Here is a 14388-nt window from a genome sequence, read left to right as displayed (position 1 = left end):
GTGGTAATTTAACTTGGATCATTACAATATGGGTTTTATCAAAAACATATTGAATATTTTCAAATCAAATAAAGTAACTGATTTGGGTAATCTTTTAGTTAACAAAAAAGACACGACTACTCAAAATCTGGTTGCTATTGAAGAATTACAACAACTAGTTTCACCACTTATCAGAAATGCTACAAAATTAGAACTTCAAAAAGCATCTTCTCCTCCTGAAAATTCACAATTAATATCACACTTTGGTGGGCAGCCATATTTTGAAGAAGGTGATTCTTGGCCAAAAGCACAAAATGGCAACGACTTAGATTTCATTTTTCAAATTTTCAATAGCGATGATATTCAACTTCCAAAATCTGTAAAACTTGTACAATTTTTCTATGATGTAGAAACATTCCCTTGGCAAACAGAAGAGGATGGCTGGTTGGTCAAAATTTATGAAACACTCAATACTGATAGATTGATAAAGATTGACAATCCAATACTACAAGAAGAGAAACCTTATTGTGAAGTTTTGTTTACACAAGTAAAGTCTTTACCCGATTGGGAAGGCATTGACCTATATGAAAAGAACACATTGAGAATTTCAAGCCTTTTAAATCTTGAAAATGATTGGGATGGTTATGAAATAGTAGTTGAAAAATTAATTGGTGAGCAAGACTTTCAAAGTCAATTAGGAGGATACCCAAGGTGGATTCAAGGAGAAAGTACACCAACGCTTAGTAATGGAGAAAACATGAAATTACTTTTTCAAATTGACTCCGAAGAAAATGCTGACCTGATGTGGGGTGATGTCGGAATGGTATATGTTTTCTATGATGAACAAACAAAAAGAGTAGATTTTACTTTACAATGTCACTAGTCGTTTAGGCAACATAATCAGCTGTTTTGGTACTTTTAAGTTAAGAGAGTATAGTGCTAGGTTATCGTATATGAGCCCAACCTACTTCCGATTATTAGAAAGTCTTAGAATAATTCCATAAAAAAATCCATTCCGAATTGGAATGGATTTTTTTATGCTGCATACTGCCGCATCCGTTATTTGCCCCAACCCCAGGTCAAAAAGTCGGGAAAGGCAAGGGCCCAGGTAGGCACATCATGACGGCCATCCTGCAACTCGAGGTAGCGAATGTGTTGCTCCCGGTCGTAGCCTTTATTCTCCAGCTCTTGTATCAAATCCAATGTATCGTCTATGCTATCAATAATGCCGTTGTTGTTGCGGTCCATGGTTTCATCCTGCGTACCTGTTTCAAAAAAGAAACGCAGGTTGTCGGCATATTTTCCTTCCCGCACCAGCTTGTGCATAATGCGGTCTGTTGATTCTTCATAGCCATCGTTCAAATCTTTCAGGCGCCACCACAGTGAGCCGCTGAAAACACCTGCTACATTAAAAATTTCGGGATGCTTCCACACCACATCCAGCGCCGACAGGCCACCCAATGAAAAACCGGCATACCCAATTTGCTGAATTACGGGCAGGAAATATTCCTGACGTATGTACGGAATCAATTCGTCCAACACAAACTTGCGGTGGTAGCGGGCACGGCTGCCACGGCTCATGTAATCGAGGATGTCTGCAGTGCCGTATTCCAGTTTGCGTTCTTCGCTGCAGTGCATGGCCACCACCATGAGCGGCCGAATTTTACCAGCGGTATACAAGCCATCAATGATGGGTGCAAAAGGCATTTTGGGTAAATCCTGCCCGTCATTTACCAGCAGTAAAGACGGCTGCATTCCTGCCTGCAATTGCGGCCGGTACACATCGACCAGCACGGCCCTGTCGAGGGCATAGCTATCCAGCACAAAATGGTCTACTTCATAATGCAGCAACGATTCCGTATGTACATTTCTCTTCACAGCAGCGGTCATGGTTTCAAAAGTAGGGGGAATGAGGAAAAGCTCATGCAAATTGCTGCAGCCATCGCCAAAATCGCAAGGCTGTGGCCGTTATCTTTGCCGCCGTCTATGATTAGCTATTGGGAAAATCTACTCATTCTCGTTTCAACGCCACTGTATGTGCTCATTATTTTGGGCGAAATACTGCTGAGCAATTACCGGCATAAACCAGTGTACAGCGTAAAAGACACGCTGACCAATGCCTACATGATGCTGCTCAACGCTGGCATTGATGTGCTGTTTCGCAGTGTGTACCTGCTGGTGCTGGTGTATGTATTCAAACACCGCTTTGGCCAAATCAGTAATCCTTTGGTGTACTGGCTGGTGCTGCTCATCGCCGAAGATTTTATTTTTTACTGGCTGCATCGGTTAGAGCATACGGTACGCATGTTTTGGGCCGTGCATGTTACCCATCATTCTTCTGAGCTGTTCAATTTTACTGTAGGCTTCCGAAGTTCGGTGTTGCAGCCATTGTATCGTTTTGTGTTCTTTATTCCGCTGGCGTTGTTTGGCTTTAACCCAACGGATATTCTCATCATGTTTTCGGCTACGCAAATCTGGGGTATCCTGGTGCATACGCAGTTCATCAAAAAAATGGGCTGGGCCGAATATGTGCTGGTGACGCCTTCGCACCACCGGGTACATCATGCCAGCAATGCTTTGTACCTCGATAAAAACATGGGCATGTTCCTGATCGTGTGGGACAAACTCTTTGGCACATTTCAGGCTGAGCTGGATGAGCAAAAATACCAGCCCATCCGCTACGGACTAACCAGCAAGCAACCCGAACGCAATGCGCTGACTGTGGTTACCCATGAGTGGCAGGCCATTGCTGAAGACTTGCAGAAACCAGTACCATTCTTTACCAAACTGAAATACCTGCTGGCACCGCCCGGCTGGAGCCACGATGGCAGCCGGCACACCAGTGATGAACTGCGACAACTGGAAGCCAAAGGGCAATGGCAGCCAGACAACAACTAACATACATCCTACCCTATTTAAAGCTGACTCTCATGCGTACATCATTTTTCAGACTGCGTTATCACCTCGGGTGGAAAAATGCTTTGCGGGTAATGTGGAAGGCAGAACGAGATCAGTTTACCACACTGAAAATTGATCAGTACAAACATCCCATTCATTTTCGTTCGTACAAAGACGATTATGATGGATTTGATTTCATTCTGGTGGCACAGGATTACAAGTTCAGATTGCCCCATCAACCGCTAACCATACTCGATGCCGGTGGTAATATTGGTTTAGCTGCTGTCTATTTTGCCAACCGCTATCCGCAGGCCGAAATTGTGAGCATCGAACCCTCTGATTTCAACTATCCATACTTGCAAAAGAATACCCAAGCCTATCCGCAAATCACCGCTTTAAAAGGCGGGCTTTGGGGCTATCCGGCGCATTTGCAATTGGTAGATAAAGGCCGCGGCCACACGTCATTTGAAGTAGCCGAAGTGCCAGCAGAAAGACCCGGCGCTATGAAAGCCTATTCCATCCCGGAAATTATGGCCCTAAAAAACTGGGCGACGATTGACCTGCTAAAAATGGATATTGAAGGCTCCGAAAAACACGTGATTGAAAACAACCCGGAAGAATGGCTGCCCCGCACCAAATTCATTGCCGTAGAGCTGCACGACCGCCGCATCCGCGATACATCGAAGGCGTTTTTCAAAGTGATGAGTCAGTACAATTTCTCGATGGAACCCTTGCGGGAATGTCTGTTGTTTTACAACGAAGATTTGGTGCACATGTTCGAACCCTACCATACGGCATAAGAGTCGCCAGCAATCCTCATTCCATCGCTATAAAAAAATCTGTGCATCTGCGGCCATAACTTTTTAGCCCCGAATGCACAGATCTGGAAAATCTATTGCAGCGGAATTATTTCACCGTTTGCTCCATGGCGGCTTTAACGCTGCCGTATTTCAGCAGCAGTGATTTAGCCTTTTCATAGTCAGCTTCACCGGTTTTTTCCATTAGCATTTTTACGCCACGGTCTACCAGCTTTTCATTGCTCAGCTGCATGTTTACCATTTTGTTGTCTTCCACCCTGCCGAGCTGTATCATCACACTGGTGCTAATCATGTTGAGCACCAGCTTTTGTGCCGTACCACTTTTCATGCGGGTGCTGCCGGTTACAAACTCAGGACCTACTACCACTTCAATCGGAAAGTCGGCTTCTTTACTCACCGGTGCATTGGGGTTGCAGGTAATGCTGCCGGTAATAATACCCCGTTGACGACATTCCCGCAAGGCTTCAATCACATAGGGTGTGGTACCACTGGCAGCAATACCCACCACCACATCTTTATCACTTACAAAATGTTTTTCCAAATCTTTCCAGCCCTCTTCTTTGCTGTCTTCGGCAAATTCTACGGCTTTAAACATGGCATCATCGCCACCGGCTATAAGGCCAATGACCAATCCGTGTGGTACACCGTAAGTAGGCGGGCACTCACTGGCATCTACCACGCCCAAGCGGCCGCTGGTACCGGCGCCTATGTAAAACAAACGGCCACCGCTCAGCATTTTATCGGCAATGGCTTCTACCAATGCTTCTATGGATGGCAAAGCCGCTTCCACTGCCAGCGGCACCAGTTTATCTTCCTGATTGATATTGGTGAGTATTTCGTGCACCGACATTTTTTCCAAATGGCGGTAGCGGGAAGGTTGCTCTGTTACTCTTGTAAATTCTGACATGAGATGTATTGAAATATAAAACCGAACGTAAAGCTATTGATGATAACGGATAAGACCTTGCATGGGCGATTGTAGCACCTGCCCCATGCTCAGTTCAAAACTGTTGCACAGGTCTTTGAGTACATCTTTAAAATGCCAGGCTACACTGCCCACAAAATGAATGGGATGTTTCCAGGTTTCGGGATACTTGTACAAATGCGTGGTAATGAAATCACTCAGGCCATCTTCTATGATGTTTTCTACCATGTAGTGGCCGCGGTTTTCACTGAGAAAGGGTGTAAAAGAAGCCAGGTAACGGTTGGGCCATGGTTCTTTGTACACATGCTGTAGTATTTCGCGGTAGTGAGTGTTGTACTTCACCTGAAACCGGTGTTGCAGTTCTTCATCAAAAGTTTGGTAAATGAAATACTGCACTGTTTTCTTTCCCAGGTAAGAACCGCTCCCTTCATCGCCGAGTATAAACCCCGGCGCAGGATTGTTTCGAACGATTTTTTTGCCGTTGTACACACAGCTGTTGCTACCGGTTCCCAATATGCAGGCGATGCCTTTATCGTGACCGCAAAGGGCTCTGGCAGCTGCAGTTAAATCACTTTCTACACTAATCTTTTTTACCCCTTTAAAAGCGCCTTTCAATCCTGCTTTTACCAGCTGTTGGTTTTCTTTCGTGGCGCAACCAGTACCATAAAAATGAATGGCTTCAACCGGAGCATCTTTCAGCTTGGGCAGTAAATCTTTTTGCAACAGTGCCGTAATATCGGCTGCAGTAAAAAAATACGGACTAATACCGGCAGTACTGACGGTTTTCGTACGGGCTCCGCCAATCAAACTCCAGGTGGTTTTAGTGGCGCCGCTATCCGCAATCAATTGTATCATGTTGGTAGTAATAACTCCCTGGGTGAATGTCGACTACAGCCAGGAGTTAATGGCATCCACCAATCGTTGTGGGTGAAATGCATGCTGTAAATCGGGGCGTTGCAGTGTTTGGTTGGGTTGCTCCCGCCAGTTCCGGTACAAGGTCTCAATCATCAACCGTATTTCTTCCTCTTTGCCATTGGTTGCCTGATAGGGATAATCATTGCCCACTACCCGCCTTGCTTCGGAAGTAGCCGGGCCAATACAAAGTATCGGTTTATCGGCCATCACCGCATCAGCAAACTTACCAAAAAGTTGAGGAGAATGGTATGTAGCTGATTCAATTACGAGGTTGGCAGCAGCAGCTTTTTGCAAAACCAGCGCCTGGCCGTAGGTTAAGCGGGTATTGTTTTCAATAATAAAATTTTTGTGATTCGCCGCAGGGTCAAATTCGGGCAGCAACTTGGGGTGCACCTGACCAATAAACACCACCTGTGTATGCGCTTCTGCCTCAGGATGTGACTCTAAAAATTGCAGCATGGCACTGATGAAATAACCGGGCGAACGCCCTTCCAGCAAAGTACCCATGTGTACCAGCAAAAAATGTGTACTGCTGTGCAATGGTTGAATTTTCGCCAACAAAGCAACTTGCTTTTCGGCTGGTGGGCTGGCGGGCTGCAGTAAAAAAGGAAGCTGATGCGCCAAGTGCGGCACTACCACCGCTTTGCTGGCCAATGCCGGATAAACAGGGCTTAAATGCTCTATCAACCGCAACGATGGTGCATAGCAACCTGTAGCTTGCTCCACAAGATGATTGAAGCGTTTCATCAGTTGGCGCTGGCCATTGTCGATGGGTACATTGTACGGCTCTGGCAGCATGGCCATGGGAAACGGATCATGAATGGAAATAACAAACTTGCCGGCATAAGGCAGCAAATTGCTGAATGCCATGTGAGCATACCAGCCCATACCACTGCCCAAGAGCAATACCAAATCGTAAGAATCCTTCGCCAGTTTATGCTTAATGGCCTGAGTCCACTGCTGCAATTTGTAATAAGAAGCATGGTTAAATCCGGTCAGCTTTTCGGGCAGGCTGCGCAAAAGTGGAACTTTTCCCATCAGTTTCCAGGCGGTTGGTTGCTGCAACTTTACCTGTTCTATTGATGCTAATGGCAGTTCAAATATAGGCTTGCCTACCCTGCCACCCACCAGCAGGTGTAGAGCAAAATGCTGGCTGAGCACTTCTGTCATCTTTGTATTGAGCAGACCGCAACTGGTGCGGTCGTATTCCAATTCTTCGGCAATAATGAGTATCCGGGCCTTCTTTTTATCCATGCTTTGCACATTGGGCTTTTTGTACAAATGGCATTAGCCTGCAACTTGTACTTTCGCTGGTCAAAAGTACAGGGCAACATATAATGGAAAATAGAAAACTGCAGGTTTGGCTACCCTTGTTTATCGGGCTGGCATTGGCACTGGGCATATTAGCGGGCTTTCAACTGGCGGGCAGTAGTGGCCGCACCAGTAGCAGCAACAAAAACCGGTCGGCCATTCAGCAGGTGCTCGATTTGGTTCAATATAAATATGTCGATTCTGTGAGTCTCGATTCCATGGAGGCCGATGGCATTCAGGCCATGCTCAACCACCTCGATCCGCATACCGTTTTCATTCCTGCCCAAGAGCTGGCCGAAGCCAATGCCGACCTTGAAGGTGGCTTTAGCGGTATTGGTGTAGAATACCAGATGATTAACGACACCATGAATGTGGTGTATGTGGTGGAAAACGGACCAAGTGCCAAAGCAGGCCTCAAAACCGGCGACAGAATTATTAAAGTATACGACAAAGTAATAGCTGGCAATAAATTGAAAGGCAGCGAGTTGCGAAAATTGCTTCGTGGTGATTATAATACTAAAGTAGAAGTGACTGCCCTACGGGATGGTAAAACCCAAACCTATACCATTACCCGTGGCAATGTACCGCTGCCTTCAGTTGAAGCAGCCTACATGGCTGAACCCGGCGTTGGCTACATCAAGCTCAACAAGTTTAGCGAAACCACTTATAAAGAGTTCATGGATGCAGCCACAGGCCTGCAGGCAAAGGGCATGAAAAAGATGATTCTCGATTTGCGGGGCAACACCGGTGGCATCCTCACCGAAGCGACTAACATTGCCGACGAGTTGCTTCCCGACGGACTTTCTATTGTGAGCACCCGTGGCTCCCATGTCAAAAACAAAGAAATACAAAGCACGAAGCCCGGCATTTTTGAAAAAGAACCGCTGGTAGTACTCATTGATGAGTTTAGTGCCAGTGCCAGTGAGGTATTGGCCGGCGCCCTGCAAGACAATGACCGCGGCACCATCATTGGACGGCGCAGTTTTGGCAAAGGACTGGTGCAAGAACAATACGATCTGGCCAATGGAGGTGCTGTTCGCATTACCGTAGCCCGCTACTATACGCCTTCCGGCCGCAGTATTCAAAAACCATACAATGGCAGCCGCAACGATTATCAGCATGAAGTACTGGAAAGAAACCCCGCAAAAGACGACAGCAGCCTTCAAAAAAGTAAGGAAGTGTACACGACACGGGCAGGTAAAAAGGTATACGGTGGCGGTGGCATTACTCCCGACATCACCGTAGCTTTCGACAGCAGCCGGGTACCTCAAGGCAGCTTGCCACTCTTCAGCGGCAACCGCATTGGTGATTTCAGCTTCCGCTTGTTTCAGCAAATGAAGGGCAGCCTGACGCAATACAAAACGCCTTCAGACTTCATCAAGCAATATCAGTTACCAGCCAACACCTGGGACATGTACACTATTCAACTTCAACAAGACAGCGTAAAAATACCTGAAGTATCGGTTTCGGTAAAAAATGATATTCTATTGATTATCAAAGCTAATATGGCCCGATACCAATGGCGAAACAATGCCTTTTATGAAACGCTGCAGCCTACCGATAAACTGTTGCAGCAGGCATTGCAAACTCTCAAATCAATCAGCAAATAGTGAAACAACTGAAAGCCATCCTTATTCAATTGCTAGGCAGACAGGCTTACCTACGCCTCACTTCCAGGATATTTTTGTTCAGCTTCCGACGACAGTGGCTGAAAAAGAATCCGGCATACACGGTACACTATTTTGTCCGCCACCTCATTGGTAAGGGCCAAACGGTGATTGATATAGGCGCCAACCTCGGCTATTACTCCACGGAGTTTGCCCGGTTGGTCGGCAGCAAGGGAAAGGTGCTTTCCGTTGAACCCATTCAACTCTACAGAGAAATATTGCTGGCCAATACCTGTCATTTACCACAGGTGCAAGTGCTACCCTATGCATTGGGCGAACAGGAAGGTACCATCAGCATGGGCCTGCCGTTTGCCGAGCAGCACCGCCATGGCCTCATGAAAGTGTTGACCGAATCGGAGAAGCAGGTTGCACCAGAAATATTTGAAGTGGAGCTCAAACACCCTGCTAAACTATTCGGACAACTCACTGATATTCATTACTTAAAATGTGATATCGAAGGCTATGAAGTACCTGTATTGCCAGCTATGCGGGCTGTGATTGAAAGCCATCAACCCATTGTTCAGGTAGAAACCGACGGCGAGAACAAACTCATTTTGCACCGCATGTTCAACGAAATGGGCTACCAGCTGTTCTATGTACAGCAGGACAAACTGGTACCCTATCCAGATGCGCAGCAGCAGCTCATTGGCGACCTGATTTGTATACCTGCCGGTAAAATCTCATCTATTGAAAAACTCATCCACCGGGCATAATCAACAGGAACCTCTTGTAGCGGTTCTCTTTATCATCCGTTACAAAAGTTTCAAACCGGGCTTTTTGTCGATGGCTTTATTCAGGCTTCCCCTTTGGCTCAACAAGAAAATTTCCTTTTGGCGGCTGATGGGCAGTGGCAGAAACGGCACTTTTGACATTGTACCCGATTGGAAACAATGGAGCATTATGGTGGTGATTCCTAAAACATGGATTGCTGACAGATGGGAAACAATTAGTCTGGAGAAACTTCAGCGAAGGTGTTTGGGAGATATCATTAGTGATCTCATTTCATTATGGAACGGTAAGGTGCAGGCTCTTTTACTGGAACCCAAAGAAGGCCATGGCCTTTGGAATGGCCGTGAGGTTTTCGGTCCTTTAGAGCGAAAAGCCGGCGACTGGGAAGGCCCGATAGCGGTAATGACGAGAGCCACCATACGGCTGAGCAGGGCCAAAGCTTTTTGGCAACATGTAGACCAGGTGGCCCGGCAAATGGCGGGGGCTCCCGGCTTTATTACCAGCTACGGTATTGGCGAAGTACCGTTCATAAAGCAGGCTACTTTCAGCATATGGGAGAGCAAGCAAGCCATGCAGGCATTTGCCTATCAAATGCATGAGCACCGCGAAGTGATTAAAAAAACCTACGCCGAAAAGTGGTACAGCGAAGAAATGTTTGTCCGTTTCCGCATCATTCGTACCTGGGAATTGCCCTCCCTTGAACAACAACTCGGGCAGACGGCGAATCATTTACCCGCCAATTAGTTTTGTATGCCCGGCGGCAAGTGTGTATTTTACCTGAAAACAAGCACAATATGGCCCGCACAAAAATTCGTATTCTTTCTTTAGATGGTGGTGGCATCAGGGGAATCATCCCGGCCACCATTATGGTAGAAATTGAAAACCGGTTGCAAATGCGCACCGGCAACCCAGATGCCCGCATTGCCGACTTTGTTGACCTGATAGCAGGTACCAGTACAGGCGGTATTCTCACCAGCATATACCTCTGCCCGGGCCCCGACAACCGGCCGAAGTTTGCCGCAAAAGACGCCCTAGACTTGTACCTAAACAATGGCAAGGATATTTTTCAAATGGAATTTCTGTCGAAAGTGGCTAAGCTTTATGTGGTATTCAACGAAATGTATCCGAGCAAGCACATCGAAAAATTGCTGGCGGAATATTTTGGCGACACGGAGCTCGACGATCTGCTTCGCCCCTGCCTCATTACCGCTTACGACATACGCAACCGGCGGGCCCATTTTTTTAATAGTGTAGATGCCAGGGGTGGCAAAAAGATTTACAACTACAAACTGAAAGATGTGTGCCGGGCTACCTCTGCAGCCCCCACCTATTTTGAACCTGCCAAAATTTCATCGGAGCAAGGTGCCGAATACACGCTGGTTGATGGCGGTGTGTTTGTAAATAATCCAGCGCTGGCAGCGTATAGCGAAGCCCGCACCATTCGGTTTAGCAAAGAAGTAGCGCCACACAAGCCTGACTTCCCTTCTGCTAAAGACATGTTGATTATTTCTGTAGGAACGGGAACGGTAAAAACGCCCTATCATTACGATAAAATTAAGAACGCAGGCTTGATTGCATGGCTGCCAATCGTTATCGACATCATGATGAGTGGCAATAGTGAAACGGTAGATTACCATTTGCAAAAGATGTTCAACACATTATCAGAAGAAGATGAGCAGGACTACTACCGATTGGAACCAGCCCTGCAAGATGCCAGTAGCGAAATGGATGATGTATCGGACGAGAACCTGAAAAACCTGCATGAAGCTGGCTTACACTATGTAGCCAAACACGATGCGTTGATTGAGGAGATTGTGACCAAGCTGATAGCTTACGCATGATTAGCAAAAACAAAAAAAGACCTGCACAAAACGTGCAGGTCTTTTTGCAACAAAAGGAAGTCATATTACGAAAGTGCCACCAATGTTGGCTTAGGTGATGCCATCCAGCGTTCCATCATATCAGTGGTCAGCTTTGCTGTACTGAAACAACGCAGCTGCGGGTGATTTGCTTTTTTGGTGGTTTCCAAATGCAAGCTGGTTTGTACACCGGCTACATTCAACATTACTTCATTGAGTGCAGGAGAAATTTCCAATTCAGCTGCATGCACCAACAAATTGCTGGTGCGATACTGTTTGCCCCAGATGTCGGTAATCCAAAACATGTTGTTTTGGTAGCTCACAGCAATGGCTTGTTGAATGTGTTGGGTTGTACCCTTGGCCTGAAGAACAACCGGCTGGGCCTGGCCCAACAACACCTGCTCACATTGCATTACGGCATCTTGGTTTTTTGCAAATACTACTGATGGAGCTAACGCCATTGCTGGCATTAGCTTCACCATATTGAGTAAGAACTGTTTGCGTTCCATCATATCTCATCACGTTTTAATGGGTTCAAGTTATTCTTTTACCAGTTTGAAACTACGCCCATCAGATAATACCAATTGGTACAAACCTGCTGACAGCGATTGCATATTGAGCTCATGTGTATTGCTGCGCATTACAAATGAGGTTACAACCCTACCCTGAGCATCAATCAACCGGGCTGATAATTGTGCAGCAGCGTTTTGTACTGTAATCAGCACCTTATCCTTGGCAGGGTTTGGATACAATGATACAGCAGCTTTTGCAGTACGATTATCAATTACAACTACCGGACTGTAGGTAAAGCTACCATCTGCATCTACCATTTGCAAGCGGTAATACCAGAGGCCCGGCACCACAGCATCGGTGTAACTGAAGCTGGCTGAAGTTGCAGCAGTTGCTGGTACTGCGCCAACCTGTGCAAATGCTCCGGTACCATTGCTACGCTGTATCTGATAGCTCCGCATGTTTTCCTGTCCGGCTACTTTCCAGTTCAGCTCTACAGCACCAGATGCCGTTGCAGATGCTGTAAACGAAACCAGCTTCACAGGCAACAATAGTGTACTTGTTTGGATGAAGAAGCTGCTGAAACCCTCCACATCAAACGTAACCTGCCACAAATTGAGCGTTGCATTCCAAACAATATTGGCATCATCAGGATTGATAACAGTACCGGGACCAGGATATGTATTGGGATTACCACTATTATCGCTACTGCTACCATTGAGTTTAGAAATACGCAGGTTTGCTTTACCGGCATTGTCTGTTGGTCCGGTGGGCAAATCCAAGCCATTGGGAACTGAATTAAAGTTGTCGAAATCGGCCTGAGAATAATACAACGTAACAGTACCAGATGATGTAGCCGGGTTAGTAGCAGGAGTAATTTCATAAATACGCCTTGCGTAGGTAATGCTCTGATAGCTGGTAGCTGTAGGCTTAACCCATGTTTTTATGGAAACAGAACCAGAAACAGGAGTTCCAGCACCTACAACTTTCGGAACAATATTGCCCAACAATTCGCAGCTGGCATTTTGAAACTTATTGTTGCTCACATTCTGACCATAGGTAAGATTTGTAGCTGGCAAAGCTGTTGTGCCTACAGTGAGTGTTGCTGCTGTGGTATTAACAGAACCCGCGGCATTGGTTAATACACAACGATAGTAGCGTCCGTTCAAACCGGCAACATTTGAAATGCTCAAAGTAGCAGAGGTAGCACCACTGTACACGCCCGTGTTGGTAAGATTGGTGGGCGAAGCAAAGCCAGCAGTAGTAGATTCTTGCCACTGATAGCCAGTAACACCCGTACCCGCTGCAGTATAACTTACCCCAAAGCCCGAACACTCGGTGGCATTAGATGGATTGGTTGTTACAACAGGCAATGCCAGTGTGGTAAACTGAAATACGTTAGTTTGATTAATGCCGGCAAACACCAAATTTGAACCCGAAGATTTAATGGCATTTCCACCTACCTCTACATATACTTGTGTACCGGCTGGCAAATTGGATGCAGGATTAATGGTAAGCACTGCTCCGGAAATACTTAACAAGGCAACATTGCTGACAACATTAATTCTTTCTACCAGCGAATTATCCGACAAACGTTTGATGGTAATATCTCCGGCACCAGTTACATTTCCTGTTCCGGCAGCCCCGTTACTCAAAGCAATGTTTTCGCTAAAAGTCATACTCAGGTTAGCAGAAGGCACAATAGATGTAGCAAAGTTTGTTGGCACGGTGCTGCTCAATGTTGGGGCAACACCTTGCTGTGCATATTGCACATTTTTACCACTGTTAAAGATGTCTACATCACCATCCTTGTCTGTATCCAACACACCTATAGATAGTTGCGTAAAATCACCTGCAGCAGTGATGATTAGCGAAGAAAAAGGATTACCAGTTGTAACCTGCGTCCATGTACTGCCGGCATCTTTACGCCAATATACCAACGCGGAATTGGCAGCATTTCTACCCAATAAATCACGGTCGCCATCAGAATCTAAATCGGCAGTAATAAATGCAGAAGCAGACGTATTGAGCGTAGCAGCAATGGCATTCATTGGATTGCTTCCACCACTCAATTCACTGAAAGTAGAACCACTTCTTGAATACACTACGTTTGCCCCTTTGTTGTAAATGTCAATGGTACCATTGCCATCTGCATCTACAAGAGCAAGGTTGCCAGCAGTAAAAGCAGCCGCTGTTGCTATTGAAATTGAATTGAAAGGATTGGAACCGCCTGTTAATTGTGTCCAACCACCTGCTCCGCCATTGCGCCAATATACTGGGGTACCCGGTAAAGTAGCAGGACGGCCAACCAAATCCAAATCGCCATCGCCATCAAAATCGCCTGTAATAAACGCACTGGCTACATTAGCCATAGAAGCTGTTATGCCATTCATGGGATTTGATGCCCCAGTTACCCTTGTAAAAGTACCGGCATCATTGCGGTATAATTCATTGGGTGCCCTGTTGTAAATATCTAAATCACCATCACCATCGGCATCCAGCACTGCCAGGTTACCTAAGGTGAAATTATTGGCAGAAGCTGTACCCCATGTAATGCCATTCACAGGACTTGATGCACCTGTCAATTGGGTCCAGTCACTAGTGTTACCATTGTGGCGCCAAAATACTAATCCGTTGTTGGTGGTGTTTCTGCCAATCAAATCAATGTCTCCATCATTGCCCTGAAAATCGCCAATAAGGAAAGAACTGGCGGTGGCAGCAATGGTTGCATTAATATTCCGCATGTTGTGCGTAGATGAGTTTACCTCGGTAAAAGT

Annotated in this window: 13 protein-coding genes; 7 read left to right on the top strand and 6 right to left on the bottom strand. The window is 46.2% G+C overall.

The features are described from left to right. The first annotated feature begins 28 nt into the window (after positions 1 to 28). Positions 29 to 862 carry a YwqG family protein gene (locus tag V7Q13_RS01555; RefSeq protein WP_333798921.1) on the top strand — a complete coding sequence of 278 codons (834 nt, stop codon included), beginning with the start codon at positions 29 to 31 and terminating at the stop codon, positions 860 to 862. 176 nt (positions 863 to 1038) lie between these two features. Here the strand turns inward: V7Q13_RS01555 and V7Q13_RS01550 are convergent, their stop codons facing one another. After that, positions 1039 to 1857 carry an alpha/beta hydrolase gene (locus tag V7Q13_RS01550; RefSeq protein WP_333798920.1) on the bottom strand — a complete coding sequence of 273 codons (819 nt, stop codon included), beginning with the start codon at positions 1855 to 1857 and terminating at the stop codon, positions 1039 to 1041. On the opposite strand from V7Q13_RS01550, the gene V7Q13_RS01545 reads away from it, so the two are divergent. Next, complete coding sequence (locus V7Q13_RS01545) at positions 1840 to 2877, top strand: sterol desaturase family protein (protein ID WP_333798919.1); 1038 nt, start codon at positions 1840 to 1842, stop codon at positions 2875 to 2877. The genes V7Q13_RS01550 and V7Q13_RS01545 overlap by 18 nt on opposite strands. Positions 2878 to 2909: 32 nt before the next feature. Continuing rightward, positions 2910 to 3677, top strand: a complete 768-nt coding sequence (locus V7Q13_RS01540) for an FkbM family methyltransferase (RefSeq protein WP_333798918.1) — start codon at positions 2910 to 2912, stop codon at positions 3675 to 3677. Between the two features lie 106 nt (positions 3678 to 3783). On the opposite strand, the gene murQ is transcribed toward V7Q13_RS01540, so the two are convergent. From murQ to V7Q13_RS01525, 3 genes are read right to left on the bottom strand one after another with little or no spacing between them, the layout of a single operon-like run. Then, positions 3784 to 4602, bottom strand: a complete 819-nt coding sequence (gene murQ, locus V7Q13_RS01535; RefSeq protein WP_333798917.1) for an N-acetylmuramic acid 6-phosphate etherase — start codon at positions 4600 to 4602, stop codon at positions 3784 to 3786. A 33-nt stretch (positions 4603 to 4635) separates the two neighbouring features. Further along, positions 4636 to 5475 carry an N-acetylglucosamine kinase gene (locus V7Q13_RS01530; protein ID WP_333798916.1) on the bottom strand — a complete coding sequence of 280 codons (840 nt, stop codon included), beginning with the start codon at positions 5473 to 5475 and terminating at the stop codon, positions 4636 to 4638. A gap of 33 nt (positions 5476 to 5508) precedes the next feature. After that, positions 5509 to 6789 carry a hypothetical protein gene (locus V7Q13_RS01525; protein WP_333798915.1) on the bottom strand — a complete coding sequence of 427 codons (1281 nt, stop codon included), beginning with the start codon at positions 6787 to 6789 and terminating at the stop codon, positions 5509 to 5511. Between the two features lie 83 nt (positions 6790 to 6872). On the opposite strand from V7Q13_RS01525, the gene V7Q13_RS01520 reads away from it, so the two are divergent. The 4 genes from V7Q13_RS01520 to V7Q13_RS01505 all read left to right on the top strand — a co-directional run bounded on the left by V7Q13_RS01520 (position 6873) and on the right by V7Q13_RS01505 (position 11083). Continuing rightward, the gene (locus V7Q13_RS01520) at positions 6873 to 8456 is read left to right on the top strand and encodes a S41 family peptidase (protein ID WP_333798914.1); all 1584 of its coding nucleotides are present in this window, start codon (positions 6873 to 6875) and stop codon (positions 8454 to 8456) included. Then, positions 8456 to 9226 carry an FkbM family methyltransferase gene (locus V7Q13_RS01515; protein WP_333798913.1) on the top strand — a complete coding sequence of 257 codons (771 nt, stop codon included), beginning with the start codon at positions 8456 to 8458 and terminating at the stop codon, positions 9224 to 9226. The genes V7Q13_RS01520 and V7Q13_RS01515 overlap by 1 nt, the downstream gene beginning before the upstream one ends. A gap of 70 nt (positions 9227 to 9296) precedes the next feature. Further along, positions 9297 to 9986, top strand: a complete 690-nt coding sequence (locus V7Q13_RS01510; RefSeq protein ID WP_333799368.1) for a spheroidene monooxygenase — start codon at positions 9297 to 9299, stop codon at positions 9984 to 9986. A 50-nt stretch (positions 9987 to 10036) separates the two neighbouring features. Next, positions 10037 to 11083, top strand: coding sequence for a patatin-like phospholipase family protein (locus V7Q13_RS01505; protein ID WP_333798912.1), 1047 nt, complete (start codon positions 10037 to 10039; stop codon positions 11081 to 11083). 65 nt (positions 11084 to 11148) lie between these two features. Here the strand turns inward: V7Q13_RS01505 and V7Q13_RS01500 are convergent, their stop codons facing one another. Continuing rightward, positions 11149 to 11613, bottom strand: a complete 465-nt coding sequence (locus tag V7Q13_RS01500) for a hypothetical protein (RefSeq protein ID WP_333798911.1) — start codon at positions 11611 to 11613, stop codon at positions 11149 to 11151. Between the two features lie 27 nt (positions 11614 to 11640). Then, on the bottom strand, positions 11641 to 14355 hold the full coding sequence (locus V7Q13_RS01495) for an FG-GAP-like repeat-containing protein (protein ID WP_333798910.1): 2715 nt from the start codon (positions 14353 to 14355) through the stop codon (positions 11641 to 11643). Between the last annotated feature and the right edge of the window lie 33 nt (positions 14356 to 14388).

It is taken from the genome of Phnomibacter sp. (assembly GCF_036803085.1).
Taxonomy (GTDB): domain Bacteria; phylum Bacteroidota; class Bacteroidia; order Chitinophagales; family Chitinophagaceae; genus Phnomibacter.
The sequence above is the reverse complement of the archived record's forward strand: the minus strand, read 5'-3'. Positions and strand labels throughout refer to the sequence as shown.

Bases quoted from the DNA above. Each gene is read 5' to 3' on its own strand.
- V7Q13_RS01510 (WP_333799368.1), top strand. From the start codon at position 9,297: ATGGCTTTATTCAGGCTTCCCCTTTGGCTCAACAAGAAAATTTCCTTT.
- V7Q13_RS01545 (WP_333798919.1), top strand. From the start codon at position 1,840: ATGTACATTTCTCTTCACAGCAGCGGTCATGGTTTCAAAAGTAGGGGG.
- V7Q13_RS01520 (WP_333798914.1), top strand. From the start codon at position 6,873: ATGGAAAATAGAAAACTGCAGGTTTGGCTACCCTTGTTTATCGGGCTG.
- murQ (WP_333798917.1), bottom strand. From the start codon at position 4,602: ATGTCAGAATTTACAAGAGTAACAGAGCAACCTTCCCGCTACCGCCAT.
- V7Q13_RS01500 (WP_333798911.1), bottom strand. From the start codon at position 11,613: ATGATGGAACGCAAACAGTTCTTACTCAATATGGTGAAGCTAATGCCA.
- V7Q13_RS01525 (WP_333798915.1), bottom strand. From the start codon at position 6,789: ATGGATAAAAAGAAGGCCCGGATACTCATTATTGCCGAAGAATTGGAA.
- V7Q13_RS01495 (WP_333798910.1), bottom strand. From the start codon at position 14,355: ATGCGGAATATTAATGCAACCATTGCTGCCACCGCCAGTTCTTTCCTT.
- V7Q13_RS01505 (WP_333798912.1), top strand. From the start codon at position 10,037: ATGGCCCGCACAAAAATTCGTATTCTTTCTTTAGATGGTGGTGGCATC.
- V7Q13_RS01540 (WP_333798918.1), top strand. From the start codon at position 2,910: ATGCGTACATCATTTTTCAGACTGCGTTATCACCTCGGGTGGAAAAAT.
- V7Q13_RS01530 (WP_333798916.1), bottom strand. From the start codon at position 5,475: ATGATACAATTGATTGCGGATAGCGGCGCCACTAAAACCACCTGGAGT.
- V7Q13_RS01555 (WP_333798921.1), top strand. From the start codon at position 29: ATGGGTTTTATCAAAAACATATTGAATATTTTCAAATCAAATAAAGTA.